The 23,829-nt window shown below is 42.5% G+C and carries 20 protein-coding genes; all 20 read left to right on the top strand.

Annotated elements, in window-relative coordinates; genetic code table 11:
* Positions 1-133 precede the first annotated feature (133 nt).
* Entirely contained in the window at positions 134-1,090 is a 957-nt protein-coding gene (locus ACTTK6_RS01015) for a GDP-L-fucose synthase family protein (protein WP_462832383.1), read from the top strand.
* Positions 1,087-2,085, top strand: a complete 999-nt coding sequence (gene gmd, locus ACTTK6_RS01010; RefSeq protein WP_462832382.1) for a GDP-mannose 4,6-dehydratase — start codon at positions 1,087-1,089, stop codon at positions 2,083-2,085. Before ACTTK6_RS01015 ends, gmd begins: the two co-directional genes overlap by 4 nt.
* A gap of 66 nt (positions 2,086-2,151) precedes the next feature.
* Entirely contained in the window at positions 2,152-2,808 is a 657-nt protein-coding gene (locus tag ACTTK6_RS01005; protein ID WP_462832381.1) for a sugar transferase, read from the top strand.
* A 35-nt stretch (positions 2,809-2,843) separates the two neighbouring features.
* Positions 2,844-4,046 carry a glycosyltransferase gene (locus tag ACTTK6_RS01000; protein WP_462832380.1) on the top strand — a complete coding sequence of 401 codons (1,203 nt, stop codon included), beginning with the start codon at positions 2,844-2,846 and terminating at the stop codon, positions 4,044-4,046.
* A complete protein-coding gene (locus tag ACTTK6_RS00995; RefSeq protein ID WP_462832379.1) occupies positions 4,030-4,617 on the top strand; it encodes a WcaF family extracellular polysaccharide biosynthesis acetyltransferase in 588 nt (195 codons plus the stop codon). The genes ACTTK6_RS01000 and ACTTK6_RS00995 overlap by 17 nt, the downstream gene beginning before the upstream one ends.
* Positions 4,614-5,840, top strand: coding sequence for a glycosyltransferase family 4 protein (locus ACTTK6_RS00990; RefSeq protein WP_462832378.1), 1,227 nt, complete (start codon positions 4,614-4,616; stop codon positions 5,838-5,840). The genes ACTTK6_RS00995 and ACTTK6_RS00990 overlap by 4 nt, the downstream gene beginning before the upstream one ends.
* Before the next feature lie 66 nt (positions 5,841-5,906).
* Positions 5,907-7,994 carry a Wzz/FepE/Etk N-terminal domain-containing protein gene (locus tag ACTTK6_RS00985; protein ID WP_462832377.1) on the top strand — a complete coding sequence of 696 codons (2,088 nt, stop codon included), beginning with the start codon at positions 5,907-5,909 and terminating at the stop codon, positions 7,992-7,994.
* Positions 7,995-8,007: 13 nt separating this feature from the next.
* The gene (locus tag ACTTK6_RS00980; protein WP_462832376.1) at positions 8,008-9,120 is read left to right on the top strand and encodes a glycosyltransferase; all 1,113 of its coding nucleotides are present in this window, start codon (positions 8,008-8,010) and stop codon (positions 9,118-9,120) included.
* Between the two features lie 14 nt (positions 9,121-9,134).
* Positions 9,135-10,430: a lipopolysaccharide biosynthesis protein gene (locus ACTTK6_RS00975; RefSeq protein ID WP_462832375.1), complete on the top strand. Its 1,296-nt coding sequence runs from the start codon at positions 9,135-9,137 to the stop codon at positions 10,428-10,430.
* 151 nt (positions 10,431-10,581) lie between these two features.
* Positions 10,582-11,100, top strand: a complete 519-nt coding sequence (locus ACTTK6_RS00970; RefSeq protein ID WP_462832374.1) for a winged helix-turn-helix domain-containing protein — start codon at positions 10,582-10,584, stop codon at positions 11,098-11,100.
* Between the two features lie 1,016 nt (positions 11,101-12,116).
* The gene (locus ACTTK6_RS00965; RefSeq protein WP_462832373.1) at positions 12,117-13,937 is read left to right on the top strand and encodes a polysaccharide biosynthesis protein; all 1,821 of its coding nucleotides are present in this window, start codon (positions 12,117-12,119) and stop codon (positions 13,935-13,937) included.
* Between the two features lie 26 nt (positions 13,938-13,963).
* Positions 13,964-15,073 (top strand): DegT/DnrJ/EryC1/StrS family aminotransferase, encoded by a 1,110-nt coding sequence (locus tag ACTTK6_RS00960; protein ID WP_462832372.1) that lies wholly within the window; start codon positions 13,964-13,966, stop codon positions 15,071-15,073.
* Positions 15,074-15,079: 6 nt separating this feature from the next.
* Positions 15,080-15,688, top strand: a complete 609-nt coding sequence (locus ACTTK6_RS00955; protein ID WP_462832371.1) for a sugar transferase — start codon at positions 15,080-15,082, stop codon at positions 15,686-15,688.
* 35 nt (positions 15,689-15,723) lie between these two features.
* Positions 15,724-16,257, top strand: a complete 534-nt coding sequence (locus ACTTK6_RS00950; RefSeq protein WP_462832370.1) for a GNAT family N-acetyltransferase — start codon at positions 15,724-15,726, stop codon at positions 16,255-16,257.
* On the top strand, positions 16,244-17,179 hold the full coding sequence (locus ACTTK6_RS00945) for a 1-aminocyclopropane-1-carboxylate deaminase/D-cysteine desulfhydrase (RefSeq protein ID WP_462832369.1): 936 nt from the start codon (positions 16,244-16,246) through the stop codon (positions 17,177-17,179). Before ACTTK6_RS00950 ends, ACTTK6_RS00945 begins: the two co-directional genes overlap by 14 nt.
* On the top strand, positions 17,179-18,147 hold the full coding sequence (locus ACTTK6_RS00940; RefSeq protein WP_462832368.1) for an ATP-grasp domain-containing protein: 969 nt from the start codon (positions 17,179-17,181) through the stop codon (positions 18,145-18,147). Before ACTTK6_RS00945 ends, ACTTK6_RS00940 begins: the two co-directional genes overlap by 1 nt.
* A 48-nt stretch (positions 18,148-18,195) precedes the next feature.
* On the top strand, positions 18,196-19,359 hold the full coding sequence (locus tag ACTTK6_RS00935) for a glycosyltransferase family 2 protein (RefSeq protein ID WP_462832367.1): 1,164 nt from the start codon (positions 18,196-18,198) through the stop codon (positions 19,357-19,359).
* A gap of 712 nt (positions 19,360-20,071) precedes the next feature.
* Positions 20,072-21,499 (top strand): oligosaccharide flippase family protein, encoded by a 1,428-nt coding sequence (locus ACTTK6_RS00930; RefSeq protein WP_462832366.1) that lies wholly within the window; start codon positions 20,072-20,074, stop codon positions 21,497-21,499.
* 416 nt (positions 21,500-21,915) lie between these two features.
* Positions 21,916-22,716 (top strand): O-antigen ligase family protein, encoded by an 801-nt coding sequence (locus ACTTK6_RS00925; RefSeq protein ID WP_462832365.1) that lies wholly within the window; start codon positions 21,916-21,918, stop codon positions 22,714-22,716.
* Between the two features lie 152 nt (positions 22,717-22,868).
* Positions 22,869-23,627 carry a YveK family protein gene (locus tag ACTTK6_RS00920; RefSeq protein WP_462832364.1) on the top strand — a complete coding sequence of 253 codons (759 nt, stop codon included), beginning with the start codon at positions 22,869-22,871 and terminating at the stop codon, positions 23,625-23,627.
* Positions 23,628-23,829: the final 202 nt, after the last annotated feature.

The raw sequence follows: 23,829 nt of genomic DNA, 5'->3' as shown, positions 1-23,829 counted from the left end.
GTTTACCTGCAGCAGCTGCGCATACAACGCTGCTGCAATTAGAAAACCATTGGCATTCAGACTTCAGCCATCTGTTTTGAATGGATGCAGGCACTGCACAACACCAAAATCTTAAAAGAAAAGAGGGCCCTGAGTGGAAAAACATGCGTGTATATATGTAGCCGGGCACCGGGGGCTTGCAGGCTCCGCGATTCTGCGGAAGCTGCAGGACGAAGGCTATACGAACCTGGTGTACCGGACGAGCAGCGAGCTTGACCTGCGAAACCGAACGGACGTAGACGCTTTTTTTCAGTCCTCTTCGATCGATTATGTATTTCTGGCAGCCGCAAAGGTTGGCGGCATTACCGCAAACCATGATTATCCGGCGGATTTTATCCGCGATAACTTATATATTCAGACGAACGTCATTGACGCGGCCTGCCGAAACAGCGTGAAAAAGCTGTTGTTCTTAGGCAGTACGTGCATTTATCCAAAACATGCTCCGCAGCCAATTAAAGAAGAAGCGCTCCTGACCGGGGCGCTTGAACCGACCAATGAACCGTACGCCATCGCAAAAATTGCCGGCCTGAAGATGTGCGAGTCCTACAACCGCCAGTACGGCGCCCATTTTATCGCCGCGATGCCGACAAACCTTTACGGAAAACACGATAATTTTGACCTGGAAACGTCGCACGTGCTCCCGGCGCTGATGCGAAAATGTCACGAAGCGAAAGTGAATGGGGACCCCACAGTCGAAATATGGGGCACGGGCGAGCCGCGCCGGGAGTTTATGTACGCGGATGACCTCGCCGATGCGTGCGTATTCCTGATGAACGAATACGACGGCACCGACATGGTGAATATTGGCACGGGTCGGGACCTTTCCATCCGGGAGCTCGCCGAAGCGCTCAAAGCAGTCACCGGCTTTGAAGGCGAATTCGTATTTAATACGAGTAAGCCCGACGGCACGTTCCGGAAGCGCACGGACGTCACGAGGCTAAATGGCCTTGGCTGGCAGGCCGAAACCTCGCTTGCCGACGGACTGCAGAAAACGTACGACTGGTACCTCGGCCACGCGGCACAACCAAACAAAGGAGCTGCTTCCCTATGACAAAATCAGCACTTATTACCGGCGTGACCGGTCAAGACGGCTCATACCTGGCGGAATTTCTGCTCGAAAAAGGCTACACCGTCTACGGCCTCCGGCGGCGGACAAGCACCCCGAACTTTGAAAACATCGAACACGTGAGAGACCGGATTGAATGGATCGACGGTGACCTGACCGACCTGTCTTCCTTAATTACCGCCGTGCAGCAGGCGCAGCCGGATGAGGTATATAACCTGGCGGCCCAGTCATTTGTCGCGACCTCCTGGCCGCAGCCGATCGCCACCAGCCAGATCACCGCCGTCGGCGTGGTCAACATGCTTGAAGCAGTCCGCATCGTGAAGCCGGACGCCCGCTTTTACCAGGCCTCAAGCTCCGAAATGTTCGGCAAGGTGCTCGAGACGCCGCAGACGGAAACGACACCGTTCTGGCCGCGCAGCCCGTATGGGGTAGCGAAAACGTACGGCCACTGGATTACCGTTAATTACCGGGAAAGCTTTGATATGTTTGCCTGCGCCGGCATTTTATTCAACCACGAGTCGCCGCGGCGCGGTATGGAATTTGTCACCCGCAAGGTGACCGATGCCGCCGCCCGCATCAAGCTCGGGCTGCAGAGCGAGCTCCGGATGGGCCACCTTGATGCGAAACGCGACTGGGGCTTTGCCGGCGACTACGTAAAAGCGATGTGGCTCATGCTGCAGAGCGACGAGCCGGATGACTACGTGATTTCGACAGGCGAGACGCATACGGTCGAAGAACTGGTGGATATTGCCTTTCAGTATGTCGGCCTCAACTGGCGCGACTACGTCGTGACCGACCCGAAGTTTGTGCGGCCGGCCGAAGTGGATCTTCTGCTCGGCGACTGCACGAAGGCGAAGGAAAAGCTCGGTTGGGAGCTCGAAGTCGGGTTCCGGGAGCTGGTGGAGATGATGGTGGAGAGCGATTTGAACCATTACCGGAGCCAATCCCAAACGCCGGGCCTGTACCGTGAAACTTCTTAACGCGTGTCGCTTATTTTTCGGCGGGCGGCGGCAGCCGTCCGGGCCACTTAAAAGAGGAGGAGACCAATGCAGAGATCAAGCGCGTCGCTCAAATCGGAAAAACAGTCCATGGACCAGGCTCAGGCCAAACGTGTTATCGACAGTGTTTTATCCTTTCTAATGCTCATGCTCCTGTCTCCATTGTTTTTGGTCATTGGCCTTATGTATATGCAGGAAAAGCCAAAGGGTCGAATGCTGTACAAGCAAAAGCGGATTGGTGCCCAAGGAAAACCGTTCTATATTTACAAGTTCCGGACGATGGTTGTTGATGCTGAAGAAGTGCTGCGCCGCGACCAGAAGCTATACGCCGAATTTGTCCAAAACGGCTACAAGCTGCCCGCGGACCGGGACCCGCGAATTACCAAAACCGGCCGGCTGCTTCGCGAAACGAGCCTGGACGAGCTTCCGCAGCTGATCAACGTATTAAAAGGGGAGATGAGCCTTGTCGGCCCGCGGCCAATTATCTCGGAGGAGCTGGAGGAATACGCGGAAAACAAACAATTATTTTTATCAGCTAAGCCGGGGATGACCGGCCTCTGGCAAGTGAGCGGCCGAAGTGACTTGACCTATCCCGAACGGATGGAGCTCGAGCTTGATTACATCCGCCATCAGCGTCTGGGTACGGATGTTCTGATTCTGTTCAAAACAGCCGGAGCCGTCCTGCGAAAAAAAGGGGCTTACTGAAAATAGGAAAATAAACAGGCAGAGGAGGCGCTTTTTTGGAAAATAAACTGCTGTACGTGGCATTTCTTCGCGAGGATTCAGACGCCGTCGGCTTTGTGAAAAAAGTCTACGCCCAGTGCAGAGCGATGAACCAGCTCGGGCGCCGTGCCTATCTACTGCTCTCGCAAAAGGACCGGGCCGTATGCTACGACACGTGGACCGGCCGGGAAGTGGTGCGGGAGCACCATTATTCGCCAAAAGCGATTTTTGTCGAAACACCGGCCTGGAAGCGGAGCACTGCGAGCTATTTCCGAATGACCGAATTTTTGCAGTTCGCCGCCTTTCTCGCGGAGAATCTGGATGTGCAGGAAATTTACATCCGGAGGATAAAGCCTGTCCTGCCCCAGCTGTCGCTATGGCTGCAGCGCTGCAAGCGCCAGGGCAGAAAAACGTATTATGAAATTCCGGATTATCCAGTCGAAGTGCCGTTTAAAACAGATTGGCCGGCTTATGGCTCTTACATTATGGACCAGGCGACGTTCCGGCTTGGCGTCTATCCGCTTGTCAAAAAAATAGTTGCTGTCTCCATTACTCCGGTGGCGGATCCCAAAGTAATCGCCATTAAAAATGGAATCGATCTGGCCGCCACCCCTTTAGTAGAAAAGCCTGCTTTCCCTCGCCAGAATGAGGACTTCGTGCTTGCAGGAGTGGCAAACTTAGCTCGCTGGCACGCCTATGACCGGGTCATTAAAGGGTTGAACAAATGTCGCGCTCCGATCCGCCCGAAATTTCATATTATCGGCGACGGGCCGGTCAGCGACGAGCTCCGGCAGCTGGCAGTTGCCGAAGGAGTCGAGGACCGCGTCATCTTTCACGGCACGCTCACCGGTAGTGAACTCGATCAAATGATGAACGGGGTGGATGTGGGCATCGGAATTCTTGGCAACCACCGGCGCAATTTTTTTGGAGATTCCTCGTTAAAAAACAGAGAATACTGTGCCCGCGGCATTCCGTTTCTCCTGGCCTCCGAAGACAGCGATTTTCCGGTTAATCTGCCGTTTGTGTTCCGGACGCCGGCCGACGAGAGCCCGGTAGATATTGACCGTTTGTTTTTCAAATACATGCAGCACCGACACCGGAATACTCCGGCCAACATCCGAAGCTACGCCGCGGAGCACCTGAGCTGGGAACAAAAATTGAGAGGTGTATTCCGCAAGGTGCCAATAGAGGAGGGGAAAGCACATGAAGGTTCAGCTTGACCGCTATGATCAGTCTGATTACGATCGCGGCCGGCCGGGGTGGTTTATTTTGCTCTGGTGGCTCGTGCAGGGAACGGTGTTCCGCCTATCGCTGCACCCGATGTATGCGTTCCGGCGGCGGCTTCTCCGGACTTTCGGAATGCAGGTGGCAGACGGGGTCAAAATCCGTCCGAGTGCCCGGTTTACGTATCCGTGGAAAGTGTCCATCGGCGCCCATTCCTGGGTGGGGGATGAAGCCTTTTTCTACAGCCTCGACCGGATCACGATCGGCGAGCATTGCGTCGTGTCGCAGAAAACTTACCTGTGTACGGGATCACACCATCTGCAACAACCATCCTTTGACTTAATCACCGCGCCGGTCACGTTGGAGCGGGGCGCCTGGGCAGCCGCTTCCTCGTTTATTCATCCGGGCGTAACGCTTGGGGAGTACGCAGTAGCTGCTGCCTGCAGTAATGTAACCAAAAGCGTGCCCGCAAATGAAATCCACGGAGGCAACCCGGCGGGATTTATCAAGCGCCGCTTCGCAGCCGCCGAAGATCCATTAAAACAAGCAGAAGGAGCAGGCATATGAAAAAAATTGTGTTTGTCGTCAACTATTTTCCGCCTGATGTGGCCTCACTCGGACAGCTGATGGGGGATCTCTGCTTTGACCTGCAGGATGATTTTCGCGTTACGGTCATCACCTCGCACCCGCACTATGCCGGCGAGCTAAACGAAGTGCTCGCGGACCGCCTGGAGTGGGACAGGGCAGTGAAAGTGATCCGCATGAAACTGCCCGCCGTAAACAAGCAGTCCAAAGCGAGCCGGGTCCGGTACATGGCTGTTTATTTCGTTAAAGCGCTTCGTGCGCTCATTCGGGAGCCCGGGGTGGATATTATTTACACTGTTTCGCAGCCACCAATACTCGGCGGGCTGATTGGTACGATCGGTAAAGCTGTGAAGCGGGCGAAGCATATTTATAACATTCAGGACTTCAATCCGGAGCAGGCAGAGGCCGTCTCTTATTCCCCTAGCCCGGCCATCACTAAAATGGCGGCGGCCGTGGATAAGCTGAACTGCCGCTACGCGGATATGAATGTTGTAGTCGGAAGCGACATGGCGGCGACGCTGCAGAAGCGGTTTGCATCCGGAACTCCGGACTATGAAGTGATTCACAACTGGGTGGATGAAAAAGACCTGGTGCCAAAGCCAAGTACGGATAAGGGCGTGGAAGAATTTCTGCATGCAAAACAGCTCGAAGGCAAATTCATTGTAATGTACTCCGGCAATCTCGGGTTGTTTTACGATCTGGAAAACCTGATCCGTATCACAGAAGCATTTCGGGATAACCCTGATATTGTGTTTGTGTTTATCGGCGAAGGAGCCAAAAAGAGTGAAATGAAGGAATACGTGACAGCCAGCCAACTGACAAACGTCCATTTTTTCCCGTACGAGCCGAAGGATCGCATCAAATATTCCCTGAATGCCGCTGACGTGCACCTTGTCGTGAATCAAAAGGGCATTAAAGGAGTATCTGTGCCGAGCAAAATATACGGCGTGCTCGCCGTCGGCAAACCGGTGCTCGGCGTGCTTGAAAAGGGCAGCGAAGCGGCCGTGATTATCGAACGTTCCGGTGCCGGAGTAGTCATAGAACCCGGCCAGTATGAGAACATCATCGAAGCGGTACGCACATATTACGAAAAAACAGAGGAAGAGCGGGAAGCCATCGGGCAAAAAGGGCGTATGTACCTGGAAGAGCATCTTACGCGCCGGAAATCGATTGATAAATATAAAGCTGTGTTCCAGCAGGTATAGTGTGCATTGACGCTCCACCGGCAGCAGCGCAATAAAAAACAGCCGGGAGATAGGGGGCAGGAGCCTTTGTTTTATTATAACCGCACGGGGAAAATGTGGCTGTATTATTTGTGGGGTGTCTACTTTATTACAAATATTGCCGGCGCCGTGCTGTTTAAGCAGGTGCTCGGCATGGGCGGATTCTCGCATACTCCCTATATTCGCGGCATGTTCATTCTGTTTCTTGTTCTTGGCATAACGTTCATCTGGGTGCCGCTGTATATGCTGAACAGGCAGGCAAAGCTCAAGCGGGGGGACCTGGCCATAGTCGCCCTGATAAGCATGCTTATAGGCTACAGCGTCATTATCGGCCTCGCTAATGCCAATACGTGGACGTATATCCTTTCGGATACGGCGTATTTAATCACCGGCCTGGCCATTTATCTGCTCACCCGTTTTGGCGGCATTCATCTCCGGATGCGCGACCAGTATCTGGCTCCTGCTTCCGCCGTATTAGCTGTGCTGCTTCTCGGGCTGTATTTTTTAAGCAGCTGGGTGCCGGTAACGCTTCTCGTAGTATTCGTGGGACTGTTTTTATACGCTCTGTATACTGCGCGGACAGGGGTGCTTCTTCTTCAGCTCGGCCCGCTTGCGTTTTTGCTGATCAGCTCCAATCGTTCCCTGCTTCTCACGGTCATTGTCATGGTGCTCGTGCTGATGATTGTCATGCTGGTGAAAAATCGCTGGCAGCCGATACTCACGCTCGTGTTTGCATTCAGCTTCGCCGGGTTGGCAGCGGTCCTTGCCGGGGGAAGTGTACTCGAAATGCTGAATATCGATTTTTACGAAACGGCTCTTGGCAGCCGGATCAAAGTCATGATGGGCATGGGAAGCTCCTCCGGAGTCAATCTGGACGAAGACGTTACGATCGCCCAGCGGCTGTACGAAGTAGAAATGATCGTGGAAACGCTTGGCAACAACCCGCTGTACTGGCTGTTCGGCTACGGGGCCGGCGGTACAATTGATATGTCCGGGTCCATGGATCCATCCGTTACCAGCGCCGCGCTGCTTGGGATGACCGAAGTGCACAACGTTCATTTTCTGCACGGGGCGCTGTTGTTCCGGTACGGGTTGTTTGGCGCTGCCGTGGTGGCCGGCCTCGTCTGGCGGCTGTTCACCACTTCCATCAAGCATGACGATCATTCCCTCATGTTTGCCAATCTGACGGCGCTGTCGCTTGTGGTCTACAGCTACTCCTCGTCCTCTTACCTGCTTGTAGAGCCGCTGCTTTGGTTTCTGCTCGCGTGGCGAACGACGCGGATCGAATGGGAACAGACTCACGAAGAAGCTGCAGCCAGCCGGCCAATGTCTAAAAAGGAGGGCGCTATGAAAGAATCGTTCCGTATCCAGGATTTAATTTACATCATCCGAAAAAGAGGAAAACTATTGTTGCTGGTGGCGCTTGCGGCCCTGAGTGCCGGGGCGGTGTATACGTGGCTTATCGCCGAACCCCAGTACGAGGCTTCGACACAGATACTTGTCACGCCGGCAACGAGTGAAGGCCAAGCTCCTGCCTCGGAAGACTGGCAGTCGAGCAGGGAGCTTGTGAACACGTATAACACGCTTCTTACCAGTCCAGCCATCATTGAACCGGCGGTAGAGGAGCTGGGGACGGGGCAGACAGAGGAAGAGGTAGAGGGCCAGCTGACAGTTACGACCGAAAACGAATCGCAGATTGCCACCGTTTCGGTCCGGGATGCCGATCCTGAAGCGGCCGTTGCAATTGTAAACACCGTCACCGAAACGTTCGAACAAAAGGTACCGTCGATTATGAACGTGGACAATGTGAGCATTTTATCCGAGGCGGAACTGAAAGACACAGCCGAGCCGGTATCACCGCAGCCGCTGCTGCATCTGGCCGTCGCTCTGTTCGGCGGACTATTTGCGGGCCTGGGGCTCGTTCTGCTGCTGGAGGTCATGAATAACAAAATTAAAACCGAAGAGGAGCTGGAGGCTGTGCTGGGCCTTCCGATCCTGGGGTCGGTGAATATTCCGCTGGAAAAAGATTTTATCCGGAAAACAGACGAAGAGATGAGCCCGCAGCCGGTGCCGGTCATCCCTCTCCGGAGAGATGGCGGCACGGATCAGGATCCAGAGATTAAACAAAAAGTATAGGGGGTGTGGGGAAATGAAAATCCTTATAAACGCAACGGCGTTAAGCGACCGCGGCGGCTACAGCGTCGCTGCCGCCTGCCTGGAGGACTTTGCCGGCTCGGAAACGTATTTCCGCGAAAACAACATCCGTGTCACTGCCTACGTGTCCCGGAAGGAACTGCTGGAATACCGGCGCAGCTGGATGGATGTGCGGGTGACTCAGGTGCCTAAAAAGAGTCCGCTCCACCAGTGGTGGTTTGAGCGCCGGGTCCTTCGCAGGGAAATGAAAAAGCATGATGTGTTTTTATCCCTGCAGAACACACCGCTTGGCGGCATCCACAAGCCGCAGTACTGCCTGATGCACCAGCCAATTCCGTTTTCCGACGTGCGACCGGGAGAACTGGAGTGGCAGAACCTGCTGAAGTATAAGCTGCTGATGCCAAAGCTCGTACAGCGGGCAATGCCGCGAATGAGCGGGATCTTTGTGCAGACCGGCTGGATGAAAGAAGCAGTGCAAAATCGGTATACGGACTGCCCGCCCGTGTATGTGATGCGACCAAAGGTGGTGGATTTAAAAAAGCATAATGCTCCCCTGTCCACCCGACAGCAGGAGGCCATTGCCAGAAGCAGTGGCACAAAGCTCATTTACGTGACCAATCAGGAACGATACAAAAACAACGAACGGCTCATGCAGGCGGCACGGCAGTACAACAAGGAAGCGAAGCATCCGGTCGATCTGTTTCTAACCGTAGAAGGCACGGACGAGCCGGGTATTCATTTCCTGGGAAAAGTCAGTTACGATGCCATCTATACGCTGTACACATCGATGGACGCGCTCGTGTTTCCGTCTCTGATGGAAACGTACGGCCTGCCGATCACGGAGGCCCGGCAGGCCGGGCTCCCGGTGCTGCTGGCAGATCTCCCGTACGGCGAGGATCACCACGGAAAAGGAGAGACGCTGCTGTTTGACCCTCGGAGCACGGACAGCATTAAAGAGAGCATTCAGAGGCTCGAGGAAAAGAGGTTGTTCCGTCCGGGCCCGGCAGTCAAGGAAGCCGGAAACGATTACGTTGATTTTATCCGGACGGTGCAGAGGGATTACGAAAAAACAAATACCCGGAGCGGCATGTATCCGGACGCGGGGTAGAAAGGAGCCGGAGGATGCAGGCGGATAATTCGAAGGCTGGTAAAGATGTGGCAGCTCCTAAGTCACTGAAGGTGAATTTCACGTGGGTCGTGTTTGCGGACGCGTTTTACGGTATCTCCCAGTGGGCATTGATTGCCTTAATCATTCATTTCAGCAATGTAGAGCTTGCCGGCCAGTATACGCTTGCCCTCGGGCTGGCGGCTCCGTTCTTTTTATTTTTCAATTTAAATTTACGTTCTATCCAGGTGACGGACCAGGACAACGATTATCGTTTTGAACATTACAACCTGTTCCGCATGATTACGTCGCACGCCGCGTTTATCTTTGTAATAGTAGTCGCATTTGCGATGAACTATGAAGCGAACCTCCTGTGGATTATTGCCATCATGGGCGTGATTAAAGCGCTTGAAGCCCAGAGCGATATCTGCCACGGGCTGTTTCAGAAAAAAGAAAACATGCAGTACATTGCTTTTTCAAAAATAGCCAGGGGCACGGTGAATGTGCTCAGCTTCTGGATTGTTCTGATGGCGACAGGAAGCCTGCTGCCTGCCTTGTGCACGATGGCTGCAGCAAATATCGCCTCCCTGCTTTTTGTGGATATGAAAAACGTAACAAAGGTCCACCGCTTTCGGCTGGCCGATATGCAGTTCAACCGGCAAAAGCTCGTGATGTTCCGCCATTTTCTCGTATTGGGCTTCCCTCTTGGCATTGCCGGAGCCCTGGATGTGCTGAATATTAACATCCAGCGGGTGATTATCGAGCAGGCAGACGGTCTGGAGCAGCTTGGCTATTACGCTTCGATTGTCTACATTATCATGGCCGGGCAGATGTTTATCGGCGCGTTGTCGCAGGCGTGCCTGCCGCGTCTCCGGGCGTACTGGGGCAGAAATACCGGGCAGTACGTAAAGCTTCTCCGCATGCTGCTCGTATTCTCAGCCCTTCTCGGTGCAGCGTTTGTTGCCGTGGTCGCCGCGGGGGGAGATGTTCTGCTTTCGGTCATTTACGATCAGAGCTTTGCGGCGTACCATCACATTTTCGTCTTAGCTTCCGTTGCTGCTTTTTTCTGGTATTCCGGTGGGTTTTTAAACATCGCGCTTCTTGCGACGAGAATGTTCAAGCATCAGGTGGTCATTTACGCTGTTTCCTTTGCCGTTACGGCCGGCTTTTCTCTGTACCTGGTGCCGGAATTTGGCATCGAAGGCGCGGGCTGGGCGCTGATTTTAGGGATGGCGGCCCGGGCGCTGACCATGGCTGTGATTTTAATCAAGCTGTACGGGCAGAGGCAGAAAAGCTTTACCGCCGAGCTGTGATCCAGGTTTGGCGGAAAATAATTTCCGGGCTGCCTTTAGAATGCCGGCAAAGCAGCCGATGAAATAGAAGAGAAATGAAATCGGATGCAAGTGTTTTCCGGCTCAAGCGAAGATATCTGTGCATGCCATTGCCGAGAGAGGAGGAAAATCATTGCTGCATCAATTAGTCACATCGAAAACGAGATTACGGTTGATCATGAAGTTTTTTTTATGCGAGGAAGAAACGTACCTGCGAAAAATTGTGCGCGAGTTCAATGATTCGGCCAATGCGATACGTGTGGAATTAAAGCGGCTGAGCGAGATGGAGTTGATTACCGGCCGTCCTGTGCAAAACCGCCGCTACTACCAGGTGAATAAAGAGCATTACATGTACGAGGATATGAACCGCCTGGTGAGGAACTACGTGCAGTGGGAGCACTTGCAGGAGCTGCTGGAAGAAACCGAATGGCAGTACGTTTACATGGCTTCGGAGGGACAGCCGCCGCACGGGCTGGAATACATTGTCGAAGTGGGAGAGAACTCTCTGGACGTGGGCAAGCAGCTACTGATTGGTGAATGCATGAAAGTCACTTTTGTTACGGCGGACACAATATGCCAGATGGAGCAGACGCTGATCATGGTCCACAGCCTGGATTTGGAAAAGCCGGGCGCCAGCCCGCAGCCGTCATAGAATTACATAGAATATAAAAACCAGCCTGCCGATGAATTTCGGCAGGCTGGTTTTTAGAAGCTGATTGGACGGAAAAGTACTCCGGATAGTAATCCTTATACCACTCCACGAATTTGCCGATGCCCTCGTCAAGCGAAGTAACAGGTTTGACCCCGACAGCCTTCTACAGGCTGTCAATGTTGGCGTACATTGCCTGTACGTCCCCGGGCTGCATAGGCAGGTATTCCTTCCGGGCTTCCATGCCCAGATGCTTTTCGAGTGTTTCGATAAACTCCATCAAAGCGACCGGCTGATGTTACCAAATTGGTAATAGTTGTTGTCGTATATGTATGAAAATTATCCTAAAGAGCAGCTGGATCGGTCAGATCTATTTCGTGAAAGTGAAATTAGTCGTGTTTTTCCAGGCGTTCCTGTCTGCTATACTTAAATCCGTATCATAGTAATTATTATTGTGATTAATTTGACTACTTCATAGCTTTCTTACAATGGATGTTCCGCTGTATGCATGCCTACAAAACCATTACTTTCTGTCACTAATATCATATGTCTGCCTCAGTTGTTATTTAATGATTTTTAGTTAATTTTTTATCATTTTAGTATTCATCGGTCGAAAAGATATATCTAACAATTCACGAAAGGTTTCGTTTGTGAATTAGATAAAAGAAGATTTTGTTAGAAATAATGAAGTTAGCACGGGACAGAAGAAGCGCTATGAAGTTATAGTTCGGGAATTTTCCTGAGAAATTAAACTTGGCTGTTGAAATTACTGGCAATGAAGAGGAAAATGACTTTGTATTATGGTTTGAATTACAGTTTTTATGTTTGTAAAATATGTACCTAAATTACATAATGAAAGAATTAATGTATAATACTTTAATAGGTTAACCTAGTAAGTTCAAGCCTGTAAATGAATACCATTCATTTCAAACATAACCAACTCACACTGATCCGCTAAAGAAGATATTAGTCAGTGCTAAGAATTTATTATTATTTATTATGAAGGAGTAGAGCAAAGCATGGGGTTAAAACAAAGGCTGCTAGCTTTAGTTTGTCTGGATTCAGCTATTGTTATTTTTTCTATATTTATCTGCAATTTTATACTGGCGGCTGACATACGCCCTGTTGATAACGTCTTAGTTACAAGTTCAGTGCTACTTTTGATTGTTCACCATATCTGCGCTTATTATTTTAAGCTGTATAAAAAAGCTTGGGAGTATGCAAGCGCAAAAGAAATTAAATCGATTGTGTACGCAGTCACTATATCGATAGCTATTACAGCTTTAATGCAGGTAGTAGTTTTTCAGGAATTTTACGTACGTACGTTGATTATGACCTGGATGGCGCACGTTATCCTAATTGGCGGTTCTAGAATGGCGTGGCGATTGTACCGGGATACTTACATTTCAAACAATAAAGACGGGAAAAAGACACTGATTGTGGGCGCAGGTTCTGCAGGAACAATGGTGGCCAGACAGTTGACGCAGGAAGCAAGTTCAGGGCTATTGCCTGTGGCTTTCTTAGATGACAATCCTTCCAAGCAGGGCCTTGAGATTATGGATCTCCCAGTTTATGGAGGAATAAGAGACGTAAAGAAAGCAGTAGAAAATTTTTCAATTGAGCACATAATTATTGCGGTGCCTTCACTGGAAAGCGAAGAATTAAACCAAATTGTCAATGTATGCGCTGAAACAAAAGTAAGAACCCAAACGCTGCCGCGCATGGAAGATATTATGCTCGGTAAAGTAGAGGTTACCCAGTTTAAAGACGTAGATGTAGAAGATCTGCTTGGACGTGAGCCTGTTAAGTTGGATGTAGAAGGTATTGCCGATTCAATTACTAACAAACGAGTATTGGTAACAGGAGCCGGGGGTTCCATAGGTTCGGAAATCTGCCGGCAAATTGCTCGCTTTTCACCGGAAGAAATTGTGCTGCTTGGGCACGGGGAAAACAGCATCTATTCCATTGAAATGGAGCTTAGAAACAGTCTTCCAGAGTTAAATGTTTCCACAGAAATCGCTGATATTCAGGATAAAAGCAAGTTGGTGCAAATTTTCGACAACAGAAAACCTCATGTAGTCTTTCATGCAGCTGCTCATAAGCATGTGCCGCTTATGGAACGTAATCCTGAAGAAGCGGTGAAAAACAATGCGCTGGGAACAAAAAATACAGCGGAAGCTTCTGATCATTCGGGTGTTAACACGTTTGTAATGGTGTCCTCTGATAAGGCAGTAAACCCAACAAGCGTGATGGGAGCAACCAAACGCTTGGCTGAAATGATTGTGCAATATATGGATACTGTTAGCAAAACAAAGTTTGTAGCCGTACGTTTTGGAAATGTGCTTGGGAGCCGCGGAAGCGTGATTCCATTGTTTAAAAAGCAAATACAGAATGGAGGACCGGTAACAGTTACAGATCCTGAAATGGTCCGTTATTTCATGACGATACCAGAGGCTTCAAGATTAGTTATACAAGCTGGAGCTCTTGCGAAGGGTGGAGAAATTTTTGTGCTTGATATGGGTGAACCAGTGAAAATAGTAGATCTTGCGAAAAACTTGATCAAGCTTTCTGGTTATACGGTGGATGAGATTGGTATTAAATTCAGTGGTATTCGTCCAGGCGAAAAAATGTATGAAGAGCTTCTTAGCAATGAGGAAGTGCATGAAGAACAAATCTATCCAAAAATTTACGTAGGAAAAGCAAATGAAGTTAATATCAATGAAGTATTTAATTTTGCACAGAAATGCAGCAGATTAGAGAAAAAAGAAATCACCCGCTTAGCATTAGAGATTGCTAACAATAAATTCAAAAATAAGCAAAACATTTCAGCTTTAAAATAAATATTTTTTAAGGACGGTTTCAAACTATGAGTGAAAAAATATATCTCTCCTCTCCTCACATGAGTGATGAAGGCTATGAAATGGAGTACGTACAGGAAGCCTTCGATACTAATTGGATTGCGCCGTTAGGTAACAACGTGAATGAGTTTGAAAATGAATTAGCAGCTAAAGTTGGCAGTAGGCATGCTGCAGCTTTAACTACGGGGACAGCGGCTATACATTTAGCATTGAAGGCTGCAGGTGTTGGTGATGGCGACATAGTATTTTGCCCTACTTTAACTTTCTCAGCCACAGCAAATCCCATCATTTATCAAAACGCCGTGCCAGTATTCATAGATAGTGATTATAAGACTTGGAACATAGACCCAGACGCTCTAGAGCAAGCTTTTGAAAAATATCCAGAAGTGAAAGCTGTTATTGTTGTACATCTTTATGGGCTGTCGGCGGATATGGATAGAGTTACCGAAATATGTAATAAAAACAATGTTATCCTAATAGAAGACGCAGCCGAGTCCTTAGGAACCTATTATAAAGGACAGCACACGGGCACGTTTGGAGACTACGGAATATTTTCGTTTAACGGAAATAAAATTATCACTACTTCGGGCGGAGGCATGTTGGTTTCCAATGATGAGGAAAAAATAAATAAAGCGAGGTTTTGGGCAACTCAGTCGAGAGATCAGGCCAGACACTATGAACACAGCGAATTAGGCTACAACTACCGTCTTAGTAATGTAGCAGCCGGAATTGGAAGAGGCCAGCTAAAGGTTCTAGATCAAAGAGTAGAAAAAAAGAAGTACATATTCAACTTCTATAAGAATGAGTTAGAGAAGTTAGAAGGGCTTGAATTTATGCCTGTTAATGACTGGGACTCTCCTAACTATTGGTTAACCAGTTTAACTTTAAATGGCAAGGTAAAACCAATAGAAGTAATTGAAGCTTTAGAAAAAGAAAATATCGAAGCGAGACCTATTTGGAAACCTATGCATATACAGCCCTTTTTTGAGAAATATAATTTTGTGGGAAAAAATGTAGCTGAAACCTTATTCGAAAAAGGAATATGTTTACCTTCAGATACAAAAATGAATGATGAAGAATTAAATAGAGTTGTAACAACTATAGAAAGATTATGGTGAGCACAAATGAAAAAGTTTAACCTAATTTCAAAGCGATTAATGGATATTTTTGGAAGCTTAGCAGGCATCGTAATTTCCTCACCATTTTTAATAATTATTGGTTTCTTAATAAAAACTTCCTCAAAAGGACCTTTACTATTTAAACAAGAGAGATTAGGAAAGAATGGTAAGAGGTTTAAAGTTTTAAAATTCAGGACAATGGTCGTTAATGCTGAAAACATTGGTAGTGGTTTGTTTGTTAAAACTGAAGAAGATGACAGAATAACAAATGTAGGTAAGTTTTTAAGAGGAACCAGCTTAGATGAACTTCCGCAGCTATGGAATGTAGTAGTTGGGGATATGAGTTTGGTAGGCCCCAGGCCACCTGTGCCTCACCATCCTTATAAATATGAAAAATACGATGATTTTCAAAAACAACGTTTTAATATGAAGCCTGGTATCACTGGTTTAACTCAAGTAGAAGTAAGAAATTCTGTGTCTTGGGAAGAAAGAATACCAATGGATGTAGAGTATGTAAAAAATTTTAATATTTGGCTAGACATAAAAATTATTATGAAAACTATAAAAAAAATGTTTGCTCGTGAAAGTATATATTTAGAAAGCGAGAAAAAATAAAATTAAATCTTTAATTAGGAGTTAGGAGCGAGTACATGCAAGTTGATATTAGGGAATTTGAAGAAAATGATGTTCCTTATAAAGTGAAATGGATCAATGATGATAAAAACAACAAGTTTTTGCATTATGATTTGCCATTGAGAGAAGATAAAACTTTAGAATGGTATAAGACTCTGGCACACAAAAAAAATAGGGCTGATTATACTGTCGTATGTGATGGTGAACCAGTAGGTATCATAGGCTTATTAGATATTGATCAAAAAAATAAAAAAGCGGAGTATTATATTTGTATTGGTGAACAAAAAGTCAAAGGTCTAGGAGTGGCTCAAAAAGCTACAGACATTCTAATCAGAATTAGTGAACAAGAATTTTCTCTTAATAAAATTTACTTGTTTACCGAAATAGAAAATATTCCAGCTCAAAAATTATTCGAAAAAATGGGTTTCCAAAAAGAGGGATTGCTAAAAGAAGATATCGTTCATAACAACAAATATATTGACAGGTATGTGTATGGGTTAAATATTACTTCCTATCTTGAGAGTGTCAGGTGGAAAAATGAACAATATTAACTATTTCAACACACCAATTCATAGATTAAGTGAAGGTGTTAATGATAATTCATTTTATATCAAGCGAGACGATCTTATACCTTTTTCGTTCGGTGGAAATAAAGTAAGGAAAGGTTTTTTATTTTTTGAGGACTTAAAAAAGAGTAACTGTAATTGCGTGGTAACCTATGGAAGTAAAGCTTCTAATCATTGCCGGATTATAGCTAATTTAGCAGCATTAGAAAAAATCCCTTGCCACATAATTTCTCTCAGGGAAGATAAAGGTATTAATTTTAACAATAGAATGGTAGAAATGTTTGACGCACATGTGACTTTATGTTCTGTTGAAGAAGTAGCTTCTACTATTGAGAATAAAATCCAGGAATTAAATAATCAGGGGTATCGACCATACTTTATTCAAGGTGGCGGCCACGGAAATATTGGTACAGAGTCTTATATAAGAGCCTATGAAGAAATTTTAGAATATGAGAAACGAGAAGATTTATATTTTGATTATGTTTTCCATACTTCCGGCACTGGGAGCACTCAAGCTGGTTTAATATGTGGTAAATATTTAAATAAAGATCAAAGAGAGATAATAGGAATAAGTAATGCTCGTAAAAATCCTTATGGTGGGCAAGTCGTATTAGATAGTGTAAATGAGTATTTGGAAATTCCAGCTAAGTCGTCAAGCATGGAAAAAGAAGTTAATTTTATTGATGATTTTGTACTTTCTGGTTATGGCGATTATAACGATGAAGTATTAAAAACTATTAAAAAGATTATGATTGACGATGGTGTACCTATGGATAGTACCTATACAGGGAAAGCTTTTTGGGGAATGAAAAATTACATAATGAATGAATCTATATTTAACAAAAATATATTATTTTTACACACAGGCGGTACGCCTCTATACTTTAATGATTTGGAATGGTTATAATGAGCGAAGAAACAAACATACTAATTTTAAGTTGTGGATCAAGAAATAAAATAGTTCAATACTTTCGAGAAGAATTAAAAGGGATAGGATCAATACTAGCCACGGACTGTAGTGAGCTAGCTCCAGCCCTGTATGAAGCAGATAAACATTTTATAGTTCCAAGAATAGATGAAGAAAATTATCTTGAAACAATATTATCTATTTGCGAAGCAAATAATATAAAAGCGGTTTTTTCTTTGATTGACCCAGAAATTAGCATTTTGGCTAAGCATAAACAAGAATTTTTAAATATTGGGACTGCTCCTATTATCCCTGAATTAGATGCAGTAGAAACTTGTTTTAACAAATATAAAATGTTTAATTTCTTAAAGGAAAACAATTTTAACGTCATTAAAAGCTATATAAAAACTAAAGAATTTTTTAAAGATATAGAAGAAAAAAAAATTAACTATCCTGTCTTTGTAAAACCTGTAACAGGAAGTGCAAGTTTGAATATTAATAGAGCGACTTGTAGAGAAGAAGTTGAATCATTATTTAACCGTTTTGATAATCTCATGATACAAGAATATATGGGAGGGAAAGAATACGGAATTGACGCTTATATAGACTTGGTTTCTAGAAAACCGGTGGAAATTTTTATAAAAGAAAAACTTAAAATGAGAGCTGGGGAGACAGATAAGTCTGTTTCAATTAAAAATAAAGAGATTTTCGAACTAGTAGAAGTACTTATTGAAAAAGCAGGTTATATAGGTATTATAGACATTGATATTTTTGAAGTAGGAGGAAAATATTATATATCTGAAGTGAATCCTCGTTTTGGAGGTGGATTCCCTCATGCCTATAAAAACGGAATGAATGTACCCAAAATGATTGTTAACAATTTGAAAAATAAAAAAAATGATGTATCAATTGGAGAATATAAAGAAGGAAATTATATGATGAAATATAATGAAGTCAAATTTCTATAAACAGGTAAAGTAATTTTGATAACAATGAAAAATTAAGGAGATGCCAAGTTGATAATTTTACAAATAATTTTTTGGTTAAGTTTATTGTTAATATTTCATGCTATGATAGGTTACCCTGTTTCTTTATATTTTTTAGATAAATTAATAAAGAAAGATGAAGTTGAAATAGATCCCTCTTATCGACCGAACGTTTCTATCATCATCCCAGCCCATAACGAAGAAAATGTCATAGAGAAAAAGCTAAAAAATTTAATAAACATTAATTATCCAAAGGAACTGCTAGAAATAATCATCTCCTCGGATAATAGTACAGATAAAACTAATGAAATCGTAAATGACTTCCGAAAGAAGAATCCCAATTTCAACATTAAATTATATATCGTAGAAAAAAGAATGGGAAAAACCAACGCTCAAAACGAAGCAGTAGAAGTAGCTTCAGGAGAAATAATAGTGTTTAGCGATTCTAACGCAATGCTAGATAAGGAAGCAGTCATTCAATTAGTATCTTACTTTGTTGATAATAGAGTTGTTTATGTTACCGGAAAACTTGTTTATACAAATAGCGCAGATTCTACCGCTAGTACAGCAGAAAGCAAATATTGGAATTATGATTTATTTATGCGTAAGGTAGAATCAAATTTAAAGACAATTACTGCTGGTAATGGAGCGATTTATGCTATAAAAAAATCAGAATATGTAAACTTTGATCCTATAAGAAGTCATGATGCAGCGATGCCAGGGTATGCTGCACTCAATCATAAAAAAGCTTTATTTAATGAACAAGCTGTGGCCTATGAAAAAGCAGGAGAAACTAATGAGGATGAATTTAAAAGAAAAATCCGAATGTTTCGCGGAGGGATAAACTTACTGTATAAAGACCCAAAAAAATATAATCTATTCAAATATGGATGGTATAGTTATTTTTATTTTGGACATCGAGCTTGTAGACAAATGCTTTTCATATTTCATATATTATTAGTAATAACGAATTTAATGATTTTAGGAGAGCACTTTGTATATTTAATTACATTTATTTTTCAGATATCCTTTTATTTACTAGCTTTGGCAAAAAAAATATTTAAAGTTGAGAATAAAATTTTTCATTTTCCTTACTATTATTCTTTAACTTTAATTGCCCAGTTAATAGGGACTTACAATAAAATCACTGGTAAATCTAAACCTTTTTGGGAAAAAGCAGAGAGTACAAGGTGAATTTTATTTAGCGAATACCATAATAGTTTAGGAGAACTAATGGAGTTCAAGAATTTTGTTATAATAGGTAGTCATATATCAACATATATTTATTAAGTATAGCGCTTAGACAGATTTAATACACTTAATTAAGAATCCTGAAGCAGATTTATATATTACTTGAACTATATAAAGTGTGTAATGTTTTAAAAATTATCTTGGTATTCTTAGATAAAAAGCAAATGCTATTAAAATTGCTCACAAAAGAATGTTATGAGGTGGTCCATTCCAAAGTCTATTTGGTGGAGCGCTACTTATCTTTTCGGACAACTGTCAACTATTTTCATGTGAAAGCCGTCGTCAGACAACAGCAGGATTTTATATAAGCACTCAGGTGGAGAGAGCTTGTCAGCAATGAATAAGTGCCCGCGAATAAAAAAGCGAGGAGAAGGGTCCAAAAATCTAGACCATTTCAAGGCGGGCTCTCATAATAAGATCAATTTAATTTAACTGTAAGGAGACGGACACATTAGCTTTATTCAGGGATTTTTTGCTTTGATGAAAAACCAAAACTGTTTCGAATGATGAATCTAGGTATTAGCCAAAATTATAAGAGTTTTACCCAGGAAAAATGTTTAAAACTATTGGGAAAAAGCATAAAAACACTTAGTTCCTAAAAGATTTTCAATGATATATTATATTAATTTGAAGTAAAGCTAGAATAGGTGGAATGATGAATTTTTTAAAAAGCTCTTTATGGAGTATTCTTGGTAATATCGGTGTGCAGTTGATAGGATTATTAACTATGGTGGTGTTAGCCAGACTCCTTAATCCAGAAATTATTGGCGGAGCAAATGCAGCTATAATATTCATTGTGTTAATAATAACTATTCAAGAAGCTGGATTTAGTTCTTTTATTATCTATAAAGACCAAGTTACTTCTTCTATTAGAAATACTGTATTTTTTGCTAATATCTTTATCTCTATACTCTTTTGCATCTTGGTAGCTGTTTTTGCTGAAAATATCGCTAATATTTTTGGTAACAGTAATATAGAATATATACTATATTTTTCGACTATAGGGCTAATATTAGGTTCACTAGGGATATCTAGCCGTGCAAGTCTAATGAAAAAGAATAAATTTAATACTATAGCTAAAATCAATATTTTAGCGGAATTGGTAGGCGTAGCCATAACCTTTTTCCTCTTTTTTTTGGAGGCTTATTATTTTGCAGTAGCTTCCAGGGTTATATTTAGACCAGCTATACAAAGTCTTTTCTTATTATATGTTGAAAGAATAAAAATTACTGGTTTTTTCAATTGGTCTTCCTTTCAAGAAATAGTGAGATATAGCGTAAATGTATTAGGAGCTAAATTTGCTAATTTTAGTAGAAATAATGTTGATTATTTTTTAATTGGGTCTATACTTGGGGATAGAAACTTAGGGATTTATTCTATAGCTTTCCAGTGGAGCACAGTAGCTAGGTTTTATTTATCAGGATCTATTGGAAAAGTGTTATTACCCCGAGTTAGTAAACAAAAAGAAAATAATTCAAAAAATAGTAAAGAATTATTCAGTGTTATCGTTACGCTAATGTATTTTATCATCCCATTCTGCTTAAGCTTAGTATTTTTCGCTGAAGAGTTTATTTTGATAGTATATGGAGAACAGTGGAAAGAAGCTATACCTATTCTCCAAGTTTTGATGATAGTAGGCATAACGTCATCTTTATCGACATTGATAGGTTTTGTATTTCAGGGTATAGGTTTTCCAGAAAAAGACTTTAAATTCAATCTATGGTCTTTAATTTTTTTAATATTAGTATTAGTTATTGGCACTCAATATAGCCTTTTAACTACAGCTATATTAATATTAGTCCATTCTTTAATTTTGGATAACTTTTTTTTGTACAGCATAGCGAAAACTTTAAAAATGAAATTATTTGATCTCTATTTATCATTGTTAAAACCTTTAATAATGTTTTTGGTATCCTACATAATTATGAGGTTCGGTATTTCGAGCTTTATTAGTATTAAATCAGAAATTTTGGGATTTATTGTACAATGCTCAGGAGGATTAATAATTTATATATTAATAGTTTTTAGTTTTGAAATAAAAACTATTTTGAACATTATTAAAAGATTTAAGGTGAGAAAATGAGTATAAATTTTGATCTAAGAAAATTATTGTTTATTTCATGTTTTTTGACTTTATTTGCAGGAGACTTTTCATTAAGTAGAATTAATGAAAATCTCCCAGAAATTAAATTATTATATATATTTTCATTAATAAATATAATAATTTTCATTTTAACAATCATTACATACAAGAAAATCTATTATAAAGGTAATTTATATAATTTATTTTATTTTATCTTTTATATATTTATTGTAGTAACGCTATTTTCATTCTTCCAAAGCGAAGATAAAATATTTTCAGTGTTAAAATTCATCGACATTTTGATCATGTTTATTATAATTTCAATTATTTTTGTGACCTTTAAATTAGTCGAGAATTCTAAAATTTTGATAAATCCTTTTGCCAAGTTGCTAATATGGATAGGGATGCTGTATTTTTTGATTCTTGTAGGTTCTTTTTTTACAGGAAACGAAGGTGGAGGAGTCGGTATAAGCGGCCCCAACGTAGCTACTAGAATCGCTTTTTTTTCCTTAGTTGCTAGTGTGTACATATTTTTTCAATCTAAAAAAAATATGTACTTAATATTTGCTCTCTTACAATTATTAAGCATTATAATGTTGGGTTCCCGAGGCGGGATGTTAGGAGCTTTTATTACTTTAGCGTTTTTATTTATTATCATACTAAGAGAAAAAGAATATTTGCGTTCATTTTCAATAAAACATTTGATAATCATAATATTAATTCTCCCTGTCCTTTTTCCGGTATTTAATCTGGCAATTGAAGTATTTAATGAGCGTTTTATAAAATTGTTTGTAGAAAATATATATTATTCAGGACGGGACACCATATATTTAAATTCCTTCGAACTAATTAAACAAAATTTTATTTTAGGTAGCGGATTAGACAGTTATGCTATTAACTTTGACGGGGCTTATGCACATAATATTATAGTAGAAGTCCTTTTAGAAGCTGGAATTTTAGCTTTGGTGTTATTAACAGTTTTGTTGCTCTTTGCTTTATTTCCAATTACTTTTCAAAAAAACAAGTATAACTCCGTGTTCAGTGTGCTCCCATTTTATATGATAATTGTTTCAATGTTTTCGGGCAGTCTCTTCGATTTTAGATATTTTTTCTTGTTCGTATTAATAGTGATTAGCGTTAATTATGAAAATCGCAAAGAGCAGCAAACCCAGTCATTTACATTTTCAAACGCCGCAGTAAATCAAGAGAGCAAATAAATTAACTCGAATAATTAGTTCAAAAGGTTTTAAGAAAGAATAGATATAAACTGCAATTGCGATCTTCTTTTTGAAAATATATTATCGGATTTAAAACTAGACTGTGGTAAACTAAATTTATTGATAGAAAAAGTAATATTTTGGAGGAACCTATGGAAGAGACAATCAATATTAAAGAAATACTTCAAACCCTAAAAAAACGTATTAAACTTATTATTGCCATAACACTTGTAGCGCTACTTACAAGCGCATTTGTTACATTTTTTGTAATGACCCCGCAGTATGAAGCATCAACTCAGATTCTAGTTAATCAATCTCAAAATGAAAGTGACACTGTTTCTTCTTCAGAACTTCAGTCTAGTAGAGATTTAATTAGTACATATAATGTTATTATTACTAGTCCTACTATATTAGAACCGGTAATCGAAAATACAAACTTTGAGGGCTCTATAGAAGAGTTACGTTCTAAAATTGAAGTGACATCAGAAGAAGAATCCCAAGTCGCGACGGTCAGTATTGAGGATTCTAACCCTCAAATGGCTTCAGCTTTAACTAATAATTTAGCTCAAACATTTGAGGAAGAAATTCCTAATATCATGGATGTAGACAATGTTAGTGTACTATCTGAGGCACAATTAGCAAACGAGGGAGCCCCAGTTGCTCCACAGCCAATTTTGATTTTAACGATCGCTTCAGTGATTGGTTTAGTAATAGGAGCGGGAATCGCGTTCTTACTTGAATTTTTAGATAGATCAATAAAAACTGAGCAGGATATAGAAAAAGAACTAGAATTGCCTATATTAGGTGTAGTTCCTACTATGAAAGAAACAGAATTCGAGAAGTCCTCAAATCAAACAGTTTCGAAAAAAAGCATGCGTTCTAAAAATAGAGAAGAAAGAAAAACTTCATAATATAATTTTTAAAGAGAAGTCCTTATTTTGGGCTTTTCTTTTCTATTTTACATAAAAGAAAATTATCCAATTTTAATGAATCAAGGCATAAATAATCTCATTGACACCGCTTACAAAATGCTGTTTAATAAATACTAAGTTAATTAATTTATTTTACTAACTTTTGAAAACGCTTTAATAAATTCTACATACACGACTTTCA

It is taken from the genome of Marinococcus salis, assembly GCF_054971365.1.
The sequence above is the reverse complement of the archived record's forward strand: the minus strand, read 5'-3'. Positions and strand labels throughout refer to the sequence as shown.

Coding starts and splice junctions, on each gene's coding strand:
- gmd (WP_462832382.1), top strand. CDS start 1,087: ATGACAAAATCAGCACTTATTACCGGCGTGACCGGTCAAGACGGCTCA.
- ACTTK6_RS01005 (WP_462832381.1), top strand. CDS start 2,152: ATGCAGAGATCAAGCGCGTCGCTCAAATCGGAAAAACAGTCCATGGAC.
- ACTTK6_RS00995 (WP_462832379.1), top strand. CDS start 4,030: ATGAAGGTTCAGCTTGACCGCTATGATCAGTCTGATTACGATCGCGGC.
- ACTTK6_RS00990 (WP_462832378.1), top strand. CDS start 4,614: ATGAAAAAAATTGTGTTTGTCGTCAACTATTTTCCGCCTGATGTGGCC.
- ACTTK6_RS00980 (WP_462832376.1), top strand. CDS start 8,008: ATGAAAATCCTTATAAACGCAACGGCGTTAAGCGACCGCGGCGGCTAC.
- ACTTK6_RS00975 (WP_462832375.1), top strand. CDS start 9,135: ATGCAGGCGGATAATTCGAAGGCTGGTAAAGATGTGGCAGCTCCTAAG.
- ACTTK6_RS00965 (WP_462832373.1), top strand. CDS start 12,117: ATGGGGTTAAAACAAAGGCTGCTAGCTTTAGTTTGTCTGGATTCAGCT.
- ACTTK6_RS00960 (WP_462832372.1), top strand. CDS start 13,964: ATGAGTGAAAAAATATATCTCTCCTCTCCTCACATGAGTGATGAAGGC.
- ACTTK6_RS00955 (WP_462832371.1), top strand. CDS start 15,080: ATGAAAAAGTTTAACCTAATTTCAAAGCGATTAATGGATATTTTTGGA.
- ACTTK6_RS00950 (WP_462832370.1), top strand. CDS start 15,724: ATGCAAGTTGATATTAGGGAATTTGAAGAAAATGATGTTCCTTATAAA.
- ACTTK6_RS00945 (WP_462832369.1), top strand. CDS start 16,244: ATGAACAATATTAACTATTTCAACACACCAATTCATAGATTAAGTGAA.
- ACTTK6_RS00940 (WP_462832368.1), top strand. CDS start 17,179: ATGAGCGAAGAAACAAACATACTAATTTTAAGTTGTGGATCAAGAAAT.
- ACTTK6_RS00930 (WP_462832366.1), top strand. CDS start 20,072: ATGAATTTTTTAAAAAGCTCTTTATGGAGTATTCTTGGTAATATCGGT.
- ACTTK6_RS00920 (WP_462832364.1), top strand. CDS start 22,869: ATGGAAGAGACAATCAATATTAAAGAAATACTTCAAACCCTAAAAAAA.